The organism is Butyrivibrio sp. CB08 (assembly GCF_003625485.1).
Classification (GTDB): Bacteria; Bacillota; Clostridia; order Lachnospirales; family Lachnospiraceae; genus Butyrivibrio.
On record NZ_RAIR01000002.1, the window covers coordinates 144312 to 164881 of the forward strand.

Below are 20570 nucleotides of genomic sequence, written 5' to 3' on the forward strand. Positions count from 1 at the left end.
AAATTTTTTAGCACCTGACATCCAGGAAATAAAGTCTTCCGTTGAGCTTAAGCTTTCTGGAATTGGCAGGCACAAACAGGCAGTCGCCTTTATAAATATCTATGTAGTGATGGGTGCCATCTTCATCTTCGTAGCACACTGTTCCGCAGCCATCGAAGCACAGCAGAACCCTGAAGGACAATTCGTCTGTCTGGTAAAAGACATCCTGCCTTCTCTCAGTGTTAACCAGCATCCTGTGGACTTCGAAGTACTTACACCTTGAAAGAAGCTCGCTGGCAACTCCCGGTTTGTAGCGAAGGACTCTCAGCTTCTGTCTTGGCTCCTGAAGGCCTTTGAGATTAGAAACCTCCAGCGCCTTGTCTATGTGGAGCGGACGAAGATTGCCGTTTTTATCTACACGGTTGTAATCGTAAAGTCTGTAGGTTAAGTTACTGCTCTCCTGGATCTCCGCGATAAGAGCTCCCGCACCTATGGCGTGAATGGTTCCAGATTCTATATAGAAGACGTCATTCTTCTTAATAGGAACATACTGAAGGTGCTGCTCCAGCTTACCATCCCTGATATATGAAAGGAGCTGCTCTTTGGTACAGTCATGCCTTAGTCCGTACACAAGTCTTGATGAAGATGTCGCATCAAGAACGTACCACATCTCAGTTTTACCAAGCTGCCCGTTTTCATGCTCAAAGGCATACTCATCACTTGGATGAACCTGAACAGAGAGATCTTTCTTGGCGTCAATAAACTTGATGAGGATCGGTATCTCTTTTAGCTCCTCATAGTGCTGACCAAGGAACTCCGGATGAATGTTAAGGACCTGCTTAAGCTCCATCCCGTCAAACTCTCCGCCTCTTACAGTACTTGGACCATCAGGGTGAGTGCTGCACTCCCAGGTTTCCGCCAGGGGATCCATATCTATTTTTTTGCTAAAGTCGTCATTCAGTCTCTGACCGCCCCAAAGGTAGTCCTTACCTGCAGGCTTAAGGAGAAACGGAATGGCGCCAGATTTCTCTTTTCCCATAAAGTCCTATCACTCAAGCTCAAACTTCTGCTTGTCCTCCACGGAGATATCTGTTCCAAGCTGAACCTCTACAAGCTTAAGCTCTGTGTCAGCAAATACAGTGTGTCTGCAGCCAGCGCTCATGGTAATAACATCGCCGGGAGCAATGTTCTGCTCCATGCCATCAACTATAGTGCGGCCTGTGCCTGCCAGAACAACCCATACCTCGTCCCTGTTCTTGTGGCTGTGGTAGTTCATGGAATGGCCAGGATTTAAGATAACCTTGATGGTCATGGCCTCTGGCTCAACGTCCATAACCTGGTAACTTCCCCAGGACTTCTCAGCGAACATGATCTGCTGGTCGATGCCATCAACGTAAGGCTTGATATATGAGCTCTGCTCCTTGTCAGAAACAAGGATTCCCTCTGGAGATGCAGAGATGACCACATCGTGAAGACCCATTGCAATGATCGGAACATTGAGTTCGTTGAGGATATGTACGCCCTCGCAGGTATCGTTCATAACGCCCTTACCTACAACATTCTCAGTCATGGCCTCAGTCAGAGTGTTCCATGTACCAAGATCCTTCCACTCTCCGGCGAATCTCAGAACCTGGATCTTGTTCTCTTTTTCTACAACAGCATAGTCAAAAGAGATCTTCTCTAAAGTCTCATACTTGGAAAAGAGATCCTGGTAGTCTGTAAAATCAATGAGCTCATGGGCTCTGTCTAATACATAGCTAAGCTTGTATGCAAAAACACCACCGTTCCAGAGAGCGCCCTTACTGATATAATCCTTGGCAACTTCTACTGTTGGCTTCTCCTTGAAGGTTTCAACATCAGAGGTGTTGTCCTTGGTCTTAGGAATGATGTAGCCGTACTTCTCACTTGGATATGTTGGCTCGATACCCATAAGAACAAGATTGGCCTCGCCCTTTGCAGCCTGATCAGACAGGTTCTTAAGGGCCTCAAAGTAATCGTCATCAACGTATGGATCCACAGGGCAAACCACAACAGGCTCTGAAGGATCAACGCCCATAACATCTACAAGATAGCTGGTTGCCAGAGCAATTGCAGGGAAAGTATCCCTTCTGCAGGGCTCAACACTGATGCCAACTTCTGTTCCGATCTGATTGTGGATAGCAGAAATCTGGCTCTTACTTGTAGCTATAGTCACAGTGGCATCCTTGTCGATCTTCTTGATCTTGCCATACATTCTCTGGACCATGGACTCATAGGTTCCATCCTCATCCTTGAAGATCTTGATGAACTGTTTGCTTCTTACGTCGTTTGAAAGTGGCCACAGACGCTTGCCTGATCCACCTGATAACAGAATAATATTCAAAGTATTTTCTACCTTTCGTGTTGGTTTTTCAAAATCAATCTTCTATAGTATAGCACATTAACTAAAATGGCATGCTATAATTAGGCAATGAGCAAAAAACAACTGATTACAATTACAAAAGCATTAGGAATCATCCTGTTTCTCGCAGTCATCGCAGCCATGATCCTTGGCCAGAACAAACAAGATCCTGCTAGGGACTTTGACAGCGCCTTTAACTACGCTCTTAAGTCCTCCGTGACAATAGACAGCGGCAGCCTCTCCGGCAGCGGGAATGTCTGGAAAATTGGAAAAAAGACTATCACAGTCATAACCGCATCCCATGTGATAGACGATAAAGAAGACATCACAGTTTATTTCTGGAACGGGGATAATGCTAAAGCGCAGATCTTCACTAACAATACAGAGAAAGACTACTGTCTTCTCACCGTCAAAGTTGGTGACGCAAAAAAAATAGATATCAACGAAGTTTCACCAGCTAAGAACCTTCCTGTATCTGGAGAAAACATCTTCATGGTAATCCCGGATTACAACACAGCATCCGCAGGTCTTGTAGCTACTCCTGAAGTCTACTCAGAAGATTTTGGTCAGAACCTTATCTACTGCTATGTAGACGTCAATGAGGGCATGTCCGGTGGCGGACTGTTTAACAACAGCGGCAAATACCTTGGTCTCCTTCTTGGTGGCTCAGATGAAGGCGAAGGGGTCTTTTTGTCAGCTGAAGAAATCCGCTGACAAGCCTCCACTTAATATCGTGAAAATAATAAAGGCTGAGGAACTTAATTCCTCAGCCTTTTTGCTTCTCTTTAAACTAAAGCCCAGCGCACTTCATCAAACCTTAAAGCAGCTACCGCCCACAAACTCTCTGCAGATGGAGTTACGTGGAAGCATGGAGTTGTCCACACTTACGAAGTAGTCAAGGAACTTAAGAAGTCTCTTGGCCTCGTAGTACTCAGGCTCATCTTTCTCTATTGAGAAAAGAAGTGGCTCTGCGTACTGCTTGATAACTGCCAGCTCATAGATCTGAGCTGAGTTGAACATGGCATCAGCCTCTTCCTGGAATGGGAAGATGTTGGCCTCCTCACCTGCTCTAACAGATGGCCACATGCTGATGGTCTTCTTGGCAGATGCGCCACGGGTTCTTGCATCTCTTACAATTCTCCTAAGCAGACGCCCATCAGTTGTAGCGATTCTGTTGTGGTCGTCAATACTTAAGGTTGTAAGACAGCTTATGTAGATCTTATATTTTGACTCAGCAGGAAGTGAATAGCTCATCTTCTCGTTAAGTCCATGAATTCCCTCGATTACTAAGACGTCGTTCTTACCAAGCTGCAGGAAATCACCGTTCATCTCTCTTTTGCCAGTAACGAAGTTAAACTCTGGCATCTCAACTCTCTCACCCTTAAGAAGTCTTGTCATATCCTTGTTGAACTGCTCAACATCAAGAGCTTCAAGGCACTCGAAGTTATAACTTCCATCCTCATTAAGAGGAGTGTCTTCTCTGTTGACGAAGTAGTTATCAAGACTTATTGGATGAGGATTCATTCCATTGGAACGAAGCTGTATTGAAAGTCTGTTGGCGAAACTGGTCTTACCTGATGAACTTGGACCAGCGATCATAACAAACTTAACATCAAGGCGTCTGAAGATATCCATTGCGATCTCGCCGATCCTGCGCTCCTGGAGAGCCTCCTGCACAAGGATCATATCTCCGATCCTGCCAGAACAGATCATGTTGTTAAGATCACCAACGTGCTCTATCCCCATCATGCTGCCCCAGTCGCTACTGAGCATCATGGTGTTAAAGAGCTTTTCTCTTGGCTCAGATACAATGAGCTTCTTGGAATTCTGTCTGGTTGGAAGTGTCAGCAGGATTCCATCGTGATACTTCTGAACCTTGAACTTCTCTATGTAAGAAGTGTTAGGAAGCATGTATCCATAAAAATAATCATAGAAACCATCAAGCTTGTAGACATTGATCTCAGAACTTCTTCTGTATTTAAGAAGTCCTACCTTGTCCATCATGCCCTGTTTTCTGAATATCTCTATGGCCTCATCAAGAGGAAATACCTTCTTGGTGATAGGAAGGCCAGCGTCAAGGATCTCAGCGTATCTGTCAGAGATCTTTTTAACCAGGTCTTTAGTGACGTTACATCCCCTGATGGTGCAGTAAAGGCCGTTACCTATAGTAAACTCTGCCTTTATGGAAACACCGTTTTTACATCCGCCAGTCACATCAATGACTGCCTTGATAAGGATCATAAGACCTGTTCTTCTCATGGTCTTATATCCGATGTTATCTTTGACAGTGATAAAAGACAAAACGCCGTCCTTCTTAACTGTCTTCATAAGCTCTCGTATCTTGCCATTGAACATTACAGCGGCGATACGATCGTCATAGAACTTCTGATACTCCTTAGCAATCTCTTCGTAGGTTGTGCCCTTTTCGTACTCCTTGGCTGCTCCATTAATAGTAATCTTAGGCATAACATTTCTCCTTGTCAGTTTAAAATTGGTCTAGAAGTAATTCTATGTCACTAAGCTCACCAGCAACTTCCGCATATCGCTCAGGATGCTGGTCTTTATCCAAACTACTAATTATCGAACCTGCTACCTCTCGTCCGTGTTCAAGATAGGCTTTTAAAAGAGGATCCCGTCTTAAGATATTGTAGACGCCGTACCTGTCTGCAAGGCGGACCGCGTCGCACCTGCAAAGCTCTGACAGCTCTTTTATAGCCTTGTCATAGGACTCATCTGCCCCGGTGAAATCCACCAGCATTGGAAAATAGTACTTGCCATCCTCTAAGATGATCTGCTCATCCAGGATAGAAAAGCCTCTGCCTCTCATATATCCCCTAAACTCCGGGATATCTGACTGAGGCTGCAGTACCGCGCGCTTGATCCCAAGGCCCTGGATATCTCTTTTCTCTAAGATGCTGAGCATGAGCTTGCCGCCCATACCTGCGATCACAAGAGAATCCGCTTCGCCCTTACCAAGCTTCTCAAGGCCATCAGAGAGTCTGACCTCCACCTTGTCACTGATACCAAACTCTTCGATGTTGCTCTTTGCAGCGGAAAGAGGTCCTTTCCGCAGGTCCATGGCTATGGCCCCCTCAGAGATTCCCTTAAGGACCAGATATATGGAAATATATCCGTGGTCACATCCCACGTCTGCGGTGCACTTATAACCACTGCCCAGCATATCGGCAACAGTAATGAGTCTATCGGACATCCTGCCTCTTAGAACATCTAATCCGTTGTCCATATATTACAAATCCTATCAGTCGAGGTAATCCTTGAGCTTGCGGCTGCGGCTTGGATGACGGAGCTTACGAAGTGCCTTAGCCTCGATCTGTCTGATACGCTCACGGGTTACGTTAAATTCCTTACCAACTTCTTCAAGGGTTCTTGCTCTTCCATCGTCAAGACCAAATCTGAGACGAAGAACCTTCTGCTCACGCTCTGTAAGAGTATCAAGAACCTCAACGAGCTGCTCCTTGAGAAGTGTGAATGCTGCAGCATCTGCAGGTACAGGAACGTTGTCGTCCTGAATGAAATCACCAAGATGGCTGTCTTCCTCTTCACCGATAGGTGTCTCAAGAGAAACAGGCTCCTGGGAGATCTTAAGGATCTCTCTTACACGCTCAACTGGCAAGTTCATCTCTTTTGCAACTTCCTCTGGAAGTGGCTCACGGCCAAGTTCCTGAAGGAGCTGACGGCTTACTCTGATGAGCTTGTTGATAGTCTCAACCATGTGAACAGGAATACGGATAGTTCTTGCCTGGTCAGCGATAGCTCTTGTGATAGCCTGTCTGATCCACCATGTAGCGTAGGTTGAGAACTTGAATCCCTTTCTGAAATCGAACTTCTCAACAGCCTTGATAAGACCAAGGTTACCTTCCTGGATAAGGTCAAGGAAGAGCATTCCTCTTCCGACATATCTCTTGGCGATACTTACAACGAGACGAAGGTTAGCCTCTGCAAGGCGCTTCTTGGCCTCATTGCCCTCGTAGATGATCATCTCAAGCTCTTTCTTCTTGGCAGCTGAGAGCTTGTTCTTGCCCTCGTCATCTGCAAGAGTCTTCTCAGCGTCGATACCTGCCTCCATAGCCTTGGCAAGGTCGATCTCCTGCTCAGCTGTAAGAAGAGGTACCTTACCGATCTCCTTGAGGTACATTCTGACAGGATCCTCGATGCTGATTCCGTCAGGAACTGACAGGTCGATATTCTCCATATCAACCTCGTCCTCATCTGTAAGCACCATATCGTCGTCATCAGGGATATCATCGTCTGTATCCGAAACTCTGAGTACGTCTATTCCGGAATTCTCAAGTACTTCAAGGACATTGTCGAGCTGCTCCTCGTTAAGTCCCATATCAGCAAAGAAATCGCTGATCTCTGCGTACTCAAGAACGTTCTTCTTTTTCTTGGCAAGGGTGAGGATATCTTTTATCTTCTGGGAAAAGAGCTCCTTGGTAGCCTCATCCATTTCGCCCTCATTAGCTGGAGCTTCAGCTTCTTCTGTCTTGGCAGCTTTGCCACGAGTCTTCTTAGCTGGCTTCTCCTCTACTACTGCCTCTTCAGCCTTAGCTTTGCCACGGGTCTTCTTGGCTGGCTTCTCCTCTACTACTTCCTCAACCTTCTTGGAAGCCTTGGTAGCCTTCTTAGCTGGCTCTTTAACTTCTTCCTTGGCTGCCTTGGTTGCCTTCTTAGCAGGAGCCTTAGTCTCCTCTTTAGCTGCCTTGGTAGTCTTCTTGGCCGGCTTCTCCTCTACTGCCTTCTCAGCAGCCTTCTTGGTTGTTTTCTTCTTAGGCTCTTCTTTTGCAGCCTCAGCCTTAGTTGCCTTCTTGGCTGGAGCCTTCTTAGCCTCTTCCTTGACAGCCTTAGTAGCCTTAGCTGCCTTAGTCTTCTTCTCTGTTTCTTTTGCTGTATCCTTCTTAGTTGCCATTTTACGTTTTCCTTTTCTAATTTAGATAGATTTTTTATTCAAGTAATGTAAGTTCTAGTCATCAGGAGAAATATCTGCGTGAGATAGTTTTTCCAATTCTTTCTTGCCCTGGATAGTCTTCATAAGATACTCAGGGTCATCCAGTGCCAGTTCTTTTTTCTGGCGCTCATAACCGGAGTGCTTGACCGAATAGATGATATCTCTAAAGGCCTTACGTCTCTGGTCTTTGGTCTCGATCTCTACCAGATTGGTGTTGAACATCTCAGCAACCTGCCTGTGTTCCTCTTCATCCGTGAAGTGATCAAGAACTGTGGCCGGTGAAAAATTACCAGCCTCCATGCCTGCAAATAATTCCTTTGCGACACTTCTATATAAATCATCTGAGAAATCCTCAGGTGTTACCCACTTGGTTACCTTGGGGAATATCTGTGGCTCATCTGTAAGCCAGGTAAGAAGCAGTCTCTGGTTCTTGCGAGCACCGTCATCAGGACTCTTTTTAGCTGCTATTCCTGACTTGGGTCTCTCAACCTGTCTGACTCCGCCGCCTCTTGCTGCAGTGTCGGAAACGAGCTTACGAAGGTCATCTATGGCTATGTTGTATCTTGCTGCAACTGCCTCGATGTAGTTCTCCCTCTCAAGAGCCTCTTCAAACTCGCAGAGCTTTCCTGCAAGTTCCCTCTGGAACTCGGTCTTGGATACGGGATCTGAGAAATCATATCTGGATTCCATGACCCTTATCTCGAAAAAGAAGGTGTTCTCTGCGTTTTTGATACGCTCTTCAAAAGCTTCTCTGCCCTCAGCCTTCATGAACTCATCAGGATCCTTGTAGGGCCTAAGGTCAAGAACCTTACCCTTAAGACCTGCGTCCTTGAGTATTCCGATTCCTCGAAGAGCCGCTTTGGTTCCGGCTTCATCGCTGTCATAGGACAGGATCACAGTGTCAGTGTATCTCTTAAGGATCATTGCCTGTCCCGGCGTAAATGCTGTTCCAAGAGAGGCAACTGCCATATCAAAGCCCGCCTGATGCATGGCTATAACGTCCATGTAACCCTCACAGATTATCATGTAGCCTGCCCTTGAGCTCTTGGCATAGTTAAGACCAAATAGGTTTCTGCTCTTATCAAAGATAGGCGTCTCTGGTGAGTTTAAGTACTTGGGCTTGCCATCTCCCATAACTCTTCCGCCAAAGCCAATAACCTTGCCTGTGGCATCCATTATAGGAAACATGACTCTGTTCCAGAACTTGTCGTGGGTTCCACGCTTCTCATCAAAGGAAGCAAGTCCCGCCTCGATTATCTGTGAGTCATCATAGCCAAGCTTCTTAAGATGCACCACCATATCGTCAGGACTAATATTGGAATATCCAAGTCCAAAGTGCTTGATGGTGTCATCACTAAGCTGTCTTTCTTTAAAGTACTCCATACCCTTCTGGCCATTTCGGCTCCTTAAATTGGCGTAGTAGTACTTGGCAGCCTCTTTGTTGATATCAAAGAGGATCTGCTTTTTATCCCGAAGAGCCTTAGCCTGCGGCGAGTTGTCCTCTTCCGGGAGCTTGATGCCAGCTCTGTCTGCCAGCACCTTAAGAGCTTCAGAAAATGTTAAGTTGTCATATTTCATCAAAAAAGTGATCACGTTGCCGCCGGCTCCGCATCCAAAGCAGTAATACATCTGCTTACTAGGTGATACGGAAAATGAACCCGACTTCTCATTGTGGAAAGGGCATAGGCCAAAATAGTTGGCTCCCTTTTTCTGGATATGGACGTACTGTCCAACCACATCCACAATGTCGTTGCGCGATCTGACTTCTTCTACGATCTGATCTGAATAGCGCACGCTGTTTTCCCCATTTTATTAGAATTAGAGTACTGTCCATGACTTGGGCACATAGACCTCCTGGAATGCGGATACTGCATATCTGTCGGTCATAGAGCTCACATAGTCGCAAACAATGCGTTCCCTGCTGGCTTCTCCAAGGTCATACATCTCCTTGAGGTAATCAGGAAGTACATCGATGTGATCAAGATAATAGTGATAAAGGATCTTGATCATATCATCAACCTTGGTCTCCTCCCCCTTAGCTACAGGGTTTGTATATACTCTTTCAAACATAAAGCTCCTAAGAGCATGAAATGCCTCGTAGACTTCCTCAGACATCCTGATGTCGTCCTTGTCCATGCTGTTGGCGATGATATCGTGGATAAAACCATCAAGCCACTCGCCCTTGGTATGTCCAAGAACCTTAGTGATGGAATCCGGAACATCGCTCTCTGCAATGATACCGCCCCTTATGGCATCATCCATGTCGTGATGCATATAGGCGATCTTGTCAGAAAGTCGCACAACCTTGCCCTCAAGGGTTCCAGGATTTAGGTTCATCTCATGGTTGATAATTCCATCCCTTACTTCCCAGGTGAGGTTAAGGCCCTTGCCATAGTTCTCAAGCCTCTCAACTATGCGAAGCGACTGCTCATTGTGTCTGAAACCTTCTGGACACTCTGCATCAAGCGCCCTCTCGCCTGCGTGACCAAAGGGTGTGTGTCCAAGATCATGTCCCAGCGCAATGGCTTCCACCAGGTCCTCGTTTAAACGAAGAGCCTTGGCTATAGTCCTTGCATTTTGTGAAACTTCAAGGGTATGCGTCATGCGAGTCCTGTAATGATCCCCATCAGGCGACAAAAAAACCTGGGTCTTGTCCTTGAGCCTCCTAAACGACTTGGAATAAAGGATCCTGTCGCGGTCTCTCTGAAAACAAGGCCTGATATCACACGGTTTTTCTTCTTTTTCCCTACCCTTGGAATTCATGCTGAGAGTAGCATGTGTACTTAAGATCTGAGTTTCTCTTTCTTCAAGTTTCTCACGTATCTTCAATGCTGTTCTTCTTTCTCAGTTTGACATTTGGACAAAAGAAAAGTCCCATATCTAGTATTATTCGACATGGGACTTTAAATTCCTTTTTTATTTTTCTAAATTATTTATTCCACTCCGAAATCCTGCTCTCATACTGCTCATTGATCCAGACTACAGCTGCTTCAAGCCCCTCCTGGGATACCTCAAAGTTTTCGCTTGTCATAAGATCTTTGTCAGTATTTGCATAGGAGTATGGCTCTGGCCACACGGTAGCCATAAGTGTCGCTGGGCCTCTGTCTTCTTTTTTTACGAAAAAGACATTTTCCAGTGGTTCACGGGCCAGGCGGTATCTCATGCCTTTGTGACTTCCAAAATAAGCCTCTCCATATTCATAGTGGGTCAGATTAAAAAAGCTTGATAACTCTATTTCCATTATTAGAATTCAAGTTTACCTGTATCTTCGTGGTTGATAACGTAGTAAGCCGCATTATCTGAAGGTTTGATGTAAACCTGGATCTCCTTTATCTCTTTTTCATGATGGCCTTTGCTCACATAATCAGCCTTGGCTCTGTCAATGATATCCCTTGCCCTTACCTCATGGTGATTGTACTGGACATAGACCTCTTCCTTGACCTTTCTCTTTGAAGCGCTGGCTTCCAGAGTGTTTTTCATCCTGTTTGCAGCTTCCGTAGCCTTGCCTGCCTGCTTTTTAGCTGCCTTGGCTGCAGGAGAAGTCTTCTCTTTTACCTTCTTGATAACAGGGTCTGCCTTGGTCATGATCTGCTCGATATAGGGTTCAGCTTTAAGCTTAGCATCCTCTACCATAGGCTCAGTTCTGCCTTTAAGATCATTGAGCTCAGCCTCAGCCTTGGTTTTGATATCCTGGGTAACAGGCTCTGCCATGTTCTTAAGCTCATTAACTATAGGATCAGTCTTGCTCTTAAGGTCCTCAATATAGGGCTCTGCCTTCTTGACATAGGGACTTGCTGCCACCTTAACGTCTCTTACGATTGGTTCAGCTGCCTTCCTTGCGCTGTCGATCATTGGCTCAGCCGCTTCAAGAGCTTCCTTGGCCAGTTCCTTTAATCTTTCAGAAGTATCCTTTTTTGCCATGTTATTCACCTCTCACCTAAACCTATTGAAAAAATTAGCCATTGGGCCAACTGTATCCTGAAGATCAGTTATAGCCTTGTTAAGACCATCAAAATCAACATTTGACATGTTCTTGACCGCCTCTGTAAGTGGTCCGGCATTTTCATTAACAAGCTCATTGAGATTCTTGCTGGCGGTGGTCATCTCAGATACCATGCCATTTATCTGCTCCAGTGAGTCTGTGGCGTCAGATAAAACCTGGTTCACATTGTAAAGTGTGACAAGAACCCTGGGAACAACCACAAGCGCTGCTATAAGGATAACAGCAAATATTCCAAGAACCGCAAGAGAAGCGATCCTCTGCCAAAAGAGCTGCTTCCTGCTATACTTATTGAGCTCTGCCATCATCTTATCGTCTGCCATAGCTGCTGCAGGTACCTCAGCACTCTGTGCAACAGGCTCAGGAGCCTTAACTTCTTTATTTTCTACATCACTCATAACATGCACCCCCTCTAAAGAATAATTATATCACCTATTACTTCTGGTGGTACTCCTGAAGAGATTTGATGTGTCCACAGCCCTTGGCCTTAACTTCAGTGATACCCTCTGCTGCTGCCTTGGCTGCTGCCACTGTGGTGATATATGGAATGCGGGCCTTTATTGCTGCGCGGCGAAGGTATCCGTCATCATGCTCAGCGCCCTTTCCAATTGGTGTGTTAACAACAAGCTGTACATCGCCGTTCTTGATAACATCCTCTACGTTAGGTCTTCCGCCCTCGTAGTTCTTCATGATCCTTACTGCGTCGATGCCTGCTTCTACTATGTTCTCAAAGGTCTTGCCTGTTGCGTAGATCTTAAAGCCCTCGTCTGCGAAAGCTCTTGCAAGATCTGCTGCCTCTGGCTTGTCCTCTGAATTCAGTGAAATAAGTACTGCTCCCTCTAATGGAAGTGCTGCGTTTGCTGCCTCCTCAGCCTTAAAGAATGCTTCACCAGGAGTTCTTGCAAGACCAAGAACCTCACCAGTTGAGCGCATCTCAGGTCCGAGAACAGGGTCAACCTCAGGGAACATATTGAATGGGAATACAGCCTCTTTTACTCCGTAGTAAGCTGGCTCATCCTTGCTCTTACTGTCGATAAGATCCTGTACCGGTGAAGGTCTTCCTGTTATCTGGGAAGTGATGATATCTGTAGCAACTGGAACCATCTTGATTCCACAAACCTTGGAAACAAGAGGTACTGTTCTGGATGCTCTTGGGTTAGCCTCAAGAACATATACAGTGTCATCCTCGATGGCGTACTGCATGTTCATAAGACCTACAACGTTCATCTCAACAGCGATCTTTCTTGTGTACTCCTCAATAGTCTTAAGGTGCTTGTCAGAAATGTGCTTGGAAGGAATGATACATGCTGAATCTCCGGAGTGGATACCAGCAAGCTCGATGTGCTCCATAACTGCAGGAACGAAAGCCTGCTTGCCATCGCTTATGGCATCTGCCTCGCACTCAAGGGCATTGTGAAGGAATCTGTCAATGAGGATAGGTCTGTCAGGTGTTACACCAACAGCTGCCTTCATGTAGCCTTCCATGCTCTCCTCATCCCTTACGATCTCCATTCCTCTTCCGCCAAGGACGAAGGATGGACGAACCATTACAGGATATCCGATCTTAGCCGCAATCTCTTTTGCTGTCTCAACGTCTGATGCCATTCCTGACTCAGCCATTGGGATACCGAGCTTTTGCATCATCATGCGGAACTGGTCTCTGTCCTCAGCAAGATCGATAACTTCTGGTGTTGTTCCAAGGATATTTACGCCCTCTTCCTTGAGCTTGGCTGCAAGGTTAAGAGGTGTCTGTCCTCCGAACTGAGCGATTACTCCAACGGGCTTCTCCTTCTTGTAGATCTGGAGAACATCCTCAAGAGTAAGTGGCTCAAAGTAAAGTGTATCTGATGTATCGTAGTCAGTTGAAACTGTCTCAGGGTTGCAGTTTACAATAATGGTCTCAAAACCAAGCTTCTTAAGGGCAAGGGCTGCATGTACGCAGCAGTAGTCAAACTCGATACCCTGTCCAATTCTGTTAGGACCACCGCCAAGGATCATGATCTTCTTGGAATCTCCAGTTCCCATGTCCTTAGGATTCTCGAGATTAGCACCTCTCTTATAAGTTGAGTAGTAGTAAGCTGCGCCGTCAGTACCATAAACGTGAACGCCGTCCCACTCCTCTGAAAGTCCTGCTTTTTCTCTTGTATTTCTGATATCATCCTCAGATACTTCAAGGATCTGAGAAAGATACTTATCTGCAAATCCATCTTCCTTGGCCTTTATAAGAGCTGCCTCAGAAGGAACTGATCCCTTAAAGCTCTCTACAAGCTCTTTTTCCTCTTCTACAAGGTCCTTGATCTCGTTAAGGAAATAGTGCTTAACCTTGGTGATCTCAAAGAGCTCATCTACAGTAACGCCCTTCTTGAGCGCTTCATAAATGAGGAAGTATCTCTCAGAGGAAGCATCCTTGAGCATACGAAGGAGCTCACTCTTTTCCATCTGCTCGTACTTAGCCACGTTGCCAAGTCCGTATCTGCCCTTCTCTAAGGATCTTATAGCCTTCTGGAAAGCTTCCTTGAAGTTCTTACCAATTGACATTACTTCGCCAACGGCTCTCATCTGGGTTCCAAGCTTGTCCTCAACGCCGTGGAACTTCTCAAATGCCCAGCGGGCAAACTTAACAACAACGTAGTCTCCGTTAGGTACGTATTTATCAAGAGTTCCAAACTTGGAATCAGGAAGTTCTGAAAGTGTAAGTCCAGTTGCCAGCTTGGCTGAAACAAGGGCGATAGGGAAGCCTGTTGCCTTACTTGCAAGGGCTGATGAACGGGAAGTACGTGGATTGATCTCAATAACAACTATTCTGCCGGTCTTGGGGTCGTGAGCGAACTGTACGTTGGTTCCACCGATAACACCGATGTGCTCAACAATCTTGTAAGCCTGGCGCTGAAGTTCCTGCTGAAGGTCCTCTGATATTGTCAGCATAGGAGCTGTACAGAAGGAATCACCTGTGTGAACACCAACAGGGTCAACGTTCTCGATAAAGCATACGGTGATCATATTGTTGTCCTTGTCTCTTACAACCTCAAGCTCAAGCTCTTCCCAGCCAAGGATTGACTCCTCTACAAGAACCTGGTGAATGATAGAAGCTGCAAGACCTCTTGCGCAGACTGTCTGGAGCTCTTCCTTGTTGTAAACAAGTCCGCCGCCAGCGCCGCCCATGGTGTATGCAGGACGAAGAACTACAGGATAACCAAGTTCGTCAGCCTCAGCTAAAGCTTCCTCTATGCTGTAGCATGCCTTGGACCTTGCCATCTCGATTCCCAGCATGTCCATGGTCTTCTTGAACTCAGTTCTGTCTTCACCACGCTCAATGGCGTCAACCTGAACACCAATTACCTTTACGTTATATTTATCGAGGACTCCTGCCTTATATAGCTCAGAGCACAAATTAAGACCAGATTGTCCACCCAAATTAGGCAGTAATGCATCTGGTCTTTCTTTTTCAATAACAGCCGCAACGCGCTCAACATTAAGCGGCTCAATATAAGTCTTGTCAGCCATCTCCGGATCAGTCATGATAGTTGCCGGATTGGAATTAACCAAAACTATTTCATATCCAAGGCTACGAAGGGCCTTGCATGCCTGTGTTCCTGAATAATCAAATTCACAAGCCTGTCCGATAACGATAGGCCCTGAACCGATTATGAGTACTTTGTGTATGTCTGTTCTCTGTGCCATTTTGATCCTCCCCGATTAATCTTTTTCCATCCCTACAATTCTATTATTCAATCGGCACAAAGACAAGTAGAAATACCTTGATTTTAATTAATCTCTTTTAGTATTTTTTCCATCTCCTCATAATCACCTGCAGCAAAGGCATCTTTTAATTTCGCAATGGTGTTTGTATGTTCCTCAGAAAACGTATAGTCCGCCATCTCCTTAAAGGTATTCTCTAAGAACTCCTTGTTCTTCTCCTTAGCTCCCGCTTCCAGTGCGGTATACATGCTCTTTACAAGGATCTCCCCAAGGTCCTGGCTGGGCACAGCAGAAGGCGCCTCATGTTGTTCTTCTTCGGCAAAAGAGCTTTCGCCTCCCACAGGGTTTTCATCAAAGTACTTCTTAAGTGGCTCCTTGAAGGAAAGAAGCTCATCCAAAAGGTTCTGGTGATTCTTCTGAACATAGGAGGTCTTACCGTCTTTACCAGCCATCTCCATGTCCTCAGCGTTCTTGGACAGTTGCATGGCGCCAACCAGACGGGCAGCGCTCTTAAGAGCATGAGCTTTTATGGTGTAGCTTTCGTAGTCGCCCTTATCAAAGTAATCAGACAGCTCTTTTGCCTTCTGCTCTATTGAGTTGTAGAAAATGGACAGCACAGTTAAGAACGCCTCTTCAGAGCCGCTGTTTTCTATTGCTATCTCTTTATCCAGACCCTCTATGCCTGCAAACCACTCTTTTTCTTTGACAACAGGCTCTGGCTTAGTCGTTCTGTCAGGCTCAGAGTCAGGTACAAAGGAAGGAACATCTTCATCATATGAAATTAGCTTTTCAAGGTTATATGGGTGCTCAGTCTCATCCATATACATGATTCCAAAGGCTCCAGGGCCGCAGCTAAGTGACATTGCTGCGCAGGCTTTCTGGAATATAACCTTCTTAAACGGGAATCTTGAAAGGACCCTGTCCTCAATTCTTTCAAGGGTATCCTCAGAAACATCCGAATAGGTTATAAATACGAAATCCAGGTTTGGCTTTGCCATCTTTGGAAGGGCGTAGTCGATGTACTTTTCATAACCTCTCCAGGTATCTCCAAAGTGAGCTCTGTCCATTCTGAAGGTATTGTCCTTAACCAGCATGAATGGCATCATTCCTATGGACTCCATGAATCCATAAAGTCCCTTTCCTACAAATCCTCTCCTGAAGAGGACTCCGGTATCTGCAGACACAAAACTGCAGTGTACATACTTCTTGATATTGTTAAGCTCTCCTATGATGTTTCCTGGAGTAAGGCCCTGGTTTGACATGTGGTATGCCAAAAGAGCCATGATTCCCATGGAGCTTGAGTTAAGTCCAGAGTCATAGACATATACATTGCCATAGGCCTTGGCTGCCTCCTTGGCATGTTCATACTCCTTGCTGACCTGGGATGACAAGGTGATATGAATGACCTGATGGGCCTTCTTAAGCTCTTTTTCAAAGAACTGCTCAAACTCTGTGACAGATGGTGGTGCAGACGCGAACTCTTTTCCCTCGCTCATGTAACGAAGAACCTCGTCAGCGTCAGCTTCGATTCCATCAAAATACTCCCTGCCGTCAGCAAGGACCTTGAAGGCTATTGTATCGATCTGAAGGTTACGAAGGATATTCTCAGGAAGGTCGCACATACTGTTGATGGTAATAACAATAGGCACCTTTCTGCTGTATCCGCGGGAAGTGTTCATCTGTGCTCTAAGGGCCTCTGTGCCTTCAGAACGCAAAAGCACTGCCTCAGGAAGATGTGCTAAAAGCGTCTCCTCAAGCTGCTGCCCTGAAACAGGTTTAACAAGATATCCGTCAAAACCGCTTGAAGAATAGAGCTCTCTGTTCTCACTTCCGGCATTGGCTGTAAGAACGATGATCGGCACGTGGTTATTTCTGCCGCCAGCCTGCTTTCTGATCCTCTGCATACACTCAATGCCGCTCATACCAGGCATCAGGTGATCCATAAGGATAATGTCGTAGCGGTTATTGGTGGTCATAACAAGGGCTTCTTCGCCGCTGTCTGCAGTATCTATGGCCATCTTAGTTCCAAGAAGGAGCTTCTTTTCTACTTCCAGGTTCATCTCATTGTCATCGACAATAAGTATCCTGGCTTCCGGAGCAGTAAAGCTCGCCTCGTATCTTCGGCCGTTTGTCACGCTTCCGTAATTGGTAAGGTCTATATCTCCAACAGCCATAGGGTTTGAAACCTTCTGCCAGAGGGATACGGTAAAGGTTGAACCCTGTGTGTAGACACTGCTTACTGTGATATCGCCGCCCATGAGGTCCACCAGCTGCTTAACGATGGAAAGGCCAAGGCCAGTTCCCTCGATCTTGATAGTCTTGTCCTCATCAAATCTCTCGAAGGCATTGAAAAGATAAGGCAGCGCATCCTGCTTGATTCCCATACCCGTATCAGAAACAGAGAACAGGATATGTACGGAATCATCTCTGATGTCTTCCTCTTCGATATGAAGGGTCACTGTACCCTCCTTGGTGTATTTGACAGCGTTGTTAAGGAGATTTACCAATATCTGCTTGATACGCATCTCATCGCCAAAAAGCTCCTGAGGGATCGCAGGGTCAATCTCAACCTTAAACTCCAGGCCCTTTTGCTCGGCTCTTAGCCAGATCATGTTTACGATCTCAGAAACAAGCGTGGCCACGCTGTAATTGACAGGAATGATATCCATCTTGCCAGCTTCGATCTTGGACAGATCCAGGATATCGTTAACAAGGGACAGAAGCATCTTGCCTGCACCCTGGATATTTCCTGCATCCTTGATGATCTCATCTGAAGCATCTTCCTGACGAAGGATGATCTCATTAAGGCCAAGAATGGAGTTAATAGGAGTCCTGATCTCATGGCTCATGCTGGAAAAGAATCTGTTCTGCGATTTATTGAGCTCCTCGAATTTAAGGGTCTCCTCTCTGGCCCTCTTGTTCTCAGCTCTAAAGAGCCACTCCACAAACCAGACCATGGCGCAGCAGATGATGCCAACAAGGATAATGGATATGACAGAATCAATGTAGTACATTCGCTCAGAGTGATGCACTACACGTTCAGGGTGGAAATATCCGTCAAGATAAAATCCGATAGTCTCGGCAGTTAATATGATAAGCATTACAGGCTTCCATCTTGCGCCTACAACAAGTCCGGTATATAGAAATGCAAAGATGATCCAGATAGCTCCGCCGCCTCTTATTCCTCCGCCGTAGTAGAATGCAGCAGGAAGCTGAACAAGCAGGATTCCAACTACCGCTATGCGGATAGCGACAGTTACCCTGTTCTTTTTTATGGCGATGGCAGTCATTATAGGCGCAGAAACAACCGTAAATGCCAGAACAATGATCTCAACAATGTTCTCGCCGCAGATAATATCGCCTATAAGGGCCAGTGCTACGAAAAATACAGTAATAAGAGTAAGCAATATAAAGACACGTTCCCTGAAGCTTCGTGAAGGGTCTTTAAGGCGTTCTATGGTGCTTTTAAACAATTTGGCAATCATTGTACACCTCCCCTTCCTGCTTTTCCTTCAGAGATTATGCGCTGCATAACTCTTTCGAAATCTCCGATGCTGATAGGCTTAGAGATAAAGCCATCAAAGCCCTCTTTTATGAACATCTCTTTTGCACCGCTGACAGCATTGGCTGTAAGAGCCACAAGACTGACTCTGCGGTTATCTCTTTCTGCGATGCTCTTAATTCTCTTCATGGCTTCAACGCCATCCATCTGTGGCATCATATGATCCATGAAGATGACGTCGTAGCTGTTTCTTGTAAACTTGTCTATAGCCTCGATACCGCTGTCTGCAGTGTCGATGGACATGTTATATTCCTTGAAAAGACCTGTTGCAACTACAAGATTCATTGGCTCATCGTCCACGACAAGAGCCCTGATTCCAGTAAGGTCAGGTTTTTGGATATCTTCTTCAAAAGAGACAACAGTGTTCTTGGAGGTGCCATTGAGCACCTGCACAAGAGACATTCCATATACAGGCTTTCTAAGAACGATGCCTCTTGAGTCCTTATCAGGAATAAAATCATTGTCAACAGTTACAGCAAAAACGATGTTCTTATCAAGTTCATTTTCAAAGAAGGACTTATCATGCAGGTACTCTCTGTCCCCCATATATACGTGAGTTATGTCGCCTCTTGCAATAAGCTTTTTGAACTCATCAAAGGTAGCTGCAAAGAACAGGTTGTGGCGAAGACCCTTTGCAAGGTTTTCAGACATGTTCTTGTACATACCCGCAAGGATCGGATTCTGGAATCTATCCAGCCAGTTATATATCACCACATTTACAAACCTGTCGGTATTTAAGGCCATGCATGGCGAAGAATCAATAACTTCCTGGAAGATACTGATCCTGACTGTTGTGCCAAGGTTTTTCTGGCTTTCTATCTTTACAAATCCGTCCATACTGCGGACAAGACCAAGGACTACTGAAAGACCAAGTCCTACACCTCCGGTGCTCTTATCTCTCTTTCTGTCCGCTTTATACATACCTCTGGATATCCTGTTAATATCCCTCTGGGTCATACCTACACCGGTATCAGAAACCTCTATGATCAGGTTAACTCCGTAGTCCTTCTTAAAGGATGTGATCCTAAGGCAGGCTCCACCTTTCCTCGTGAATTTAAAGGCATTATCAAGAAGGTGACTTATGATCTTGTGGATCTTTTTCATGTCACCTTTCATAACCGCCGGGACTTCAGGGTCAAGGTCCACCACAAAGTCCAGCGGAGACTGACTTCTCATGAGACTGTAGTTCATCAGGATGTCATTTAAAAGAGATGTGATCATATATCTCTCGTTCTCAACAATGACGTTCTGCCTCTGAATCTCACTGTAGTCCTGGATATCCTCGATCTGGTGGGAGATCCTTACTCCTGCGTTTTTGATGGTCTTTATGTCTTCTCTTTTTTCTCTTTTAAGGATCAGGTCTGTAAGACCATTTATTACGTTGATAGGGGTCCTGAGCTCATGGGATAAGTTAACCAGGAAGTCCTCCATATCGTTGTCATTGGACTCTATGGTCTTTTCGAGTTTTTCTACAGTGCTTTCACTGTCCTGGATCTTATCCACAATAGCCTTAAGGACAATGTACAGGCATATGAGAGCAACTATATGAAGAGCAACCCTTGAGATTGTCATGGAGTCAAAGACATATTCATCCGAAGATGTGGCCATTCCTATGTGCATCACCATAAGTATCATGAATTCCAGCATGATAAGACGCAGGAAATCAACCCTCAGGATCAGGGCGGAGACTGCCATCAGTAAAGCTGCGATAACAAAGATGTCAAAAAAGCTGCTCCTGTGGGCGCCATGATAGAATGCGATGACCATGGAGAATATCAGGTAGTAGTCCTCTCTTATCCTTGCAGTACCCTTCTGGGTAACATGTATCCACCAGGCAGAGATAATGCCGATCAGAATAAGTGGTGGCACCCAGAATTCCCATCTCTGAGATACACTCTCAGCGACGGCCCCGATACCAGCAATGGTAATGACAGCTACTACGGTATTATGAATTTTAATGGTCTTTTGTGAGTTATCTCCCACT

Annotated in this window: 14 protein-coding genes; 1 reads left to right on the forward strand and 13 read right to left on the reverse strand. The window is 45.7% G+C overall.

Features of this window, described 5'->3' with window-relative positions; translation table 11 throughout:
* Positions 1–7 precede the first annotated feature (7 nt).
* Positions 8–1018: a type I phosphomannose isomerase catalytic subunit gene (locus D6855_RS04240; RefSeq protein WP_120738402.1), complete on the reverse strand. Its 1011-nt coding sequence runs from the start codon at positions 1016–1018 to the stop codon at positions 8–10.
* Positions 1019–1027: 9 nt separating this feature from the next.
* A complete protein-coding gene (locus D6855_RS04245) occupies positions 1028–2341 on the reverse strand; it encodes a sugar phosphate nucleotidyltransferase (RefSeq protein ID WP_120738404.1) in 1314 nt (437 codons plus the stop codon).
* Positions 2342–2428: 87 nt separating this feature from the next.
* Here D6855_RS04245 and D6855_RS04250 point away from each other — a divergent pair, with 87 nt between their 5' ends.
* Complete coding sequence (locus D6855_RS04250; protein WP_120738406.1) at positions 2429–3073, forward strand: S1 family peptidase; 645 nt, start codon at positions 2429–2431, stop codon at positions 3071–3073.
* Positions 3074–3169: 96 nt separating this feature from the next.
* Here D6855_RS04250 and D6855_RS04255 read toward each other — a convergent pair whose 3' ends face one another.
* From D6855_RS04255 to D6855_RS04305, 11 genes are all read right to left on the reverse strand, one after another.
* Complete coding sequence (locus D6855_RS04255) at positions 3170–4825, reverse strand: nucleoside kinase (RefSeq protein ID WP_120738408.1); 1656 nt, start codon at positions 4823–4825, stop codon at positions 3170–3172.
* A gap of 19 nt (positions 4826–4844) precedes the next feature.
* Positions 4845–5603 carry a tRNA (adenine(22)-N(1))-methyltransferase gene (locus D6855_RS04260; RefSeq protein ID WP_120738410.1) on the reverse strand — a complete coding sequence of 253 codons (759 nt, stop codon included), beginning with the start codon at positions 5601–5603 and terminating at the stop codon, positions 4845–4847.
* 15 nt (positions 5604–5618) lie between these two features.
* Positions 5619–6827, reverse strand: a complete 1209-nt coding sequence (rpoD, locus tag D6855_RS04265) for an RNA polymerase sigma factor RpoD (RefSeq protein ID WP_120739143.1) — start codon at positions 6825–6827, stop codon at positions 5619–5621.
* 513 nt (positions 6828–7340) lie between these two features.
* Positions 7341–9119, reverse strand: a complete 1779-nt coding sequence (dnaG, locus tag D6855_RS04270) for a DNA primase (RefSeq protein WP_120738412.1) — start codon at positions 9117–9119, stop codon at positions 7341–7343.
* A gap of 24 nt (positions 9120–9143) precedes the next feature.
* The gene (locus D6855_RS04275) at positions 9144–10154 is read right to left on the reverse strand and encodes a deoxyguanosinetriphosphate triphosphohydrolase (RefSeq protein WP_120738414.1); all 1011 of its coding nucleotides are present in this window, start codon (positions 10152–10154) and stop codon (positions 9144–9146) included.
* Between the two features lie 100 nt (positions 10155–10254).
* Entirely contained in the window at positions 10255–10488 is a 234-nt protein-coding gene (locus D6855_RS04280) for a hypothetical protein (RefSeq protein ID WP_243111806.1), read from the reverse strand.
* Positions 10489–10568: 80 nt separating this feature from the next.
* Positions 10569–11246, reverse strand: a complete 678-nt coding sequence (locus tag D6855_RS04285) for a DUF6465 family protein (RefSeq protein WP_120738418.1) — start codon at positions 11244–11246, stop codon at positions 10569–10571.
* 12 nt (positions 11247–11258) lie between these two features.
* On the reverse strand, positions 11259–11723 hold the full coding sequence (locus D6855_RS04290; protein WP_120738420.1) for a hypothetical protein: 465 nt from the start codon (positions 11721–11723) through the stop codon (positions 11259–11261).
* Positions 11724–11760: 37 nt separating this feature from the next.
* Positions 11761–15006, reverse strand: coding sequence for a carbamoyl-phosphate synthase large subunit (gene carB / locus D6855_RS04295; RefSeq protein ID WP_120738422.1), 3246 nt, complete (start codon positions 15004–15006; stop codon positions 11761–11763).
* A gap of 83 nt (positions 15007–15089) precedes the next feature.
* On the reverse strand, positions 15090–18509 hold the full coding sequence (locus D6855_RS04300; RefSeq protein WP_120738424.1) for a DegV family protein: 3420 nt from the start codon (positions 18507–18509) through the stop codon (positions 15090–15092).
* Positions 18506–20569 (reverse strand): hybrid sensor histidine kinase/response regulator, encoded by a 2064-nt coding sequence (locus tag D6855_RS04305; RefSeq protein WP_120738426.1) that lies wholly within the window; start codon positions 20567–20569, stop codon positions 18506–18508. Before D6855_RS04305 ends, D6855_RS04300 begins: the two co-directional genes overlap by 4 nt.
* Position 20570 lies beyond the last annotated feature (1 nt).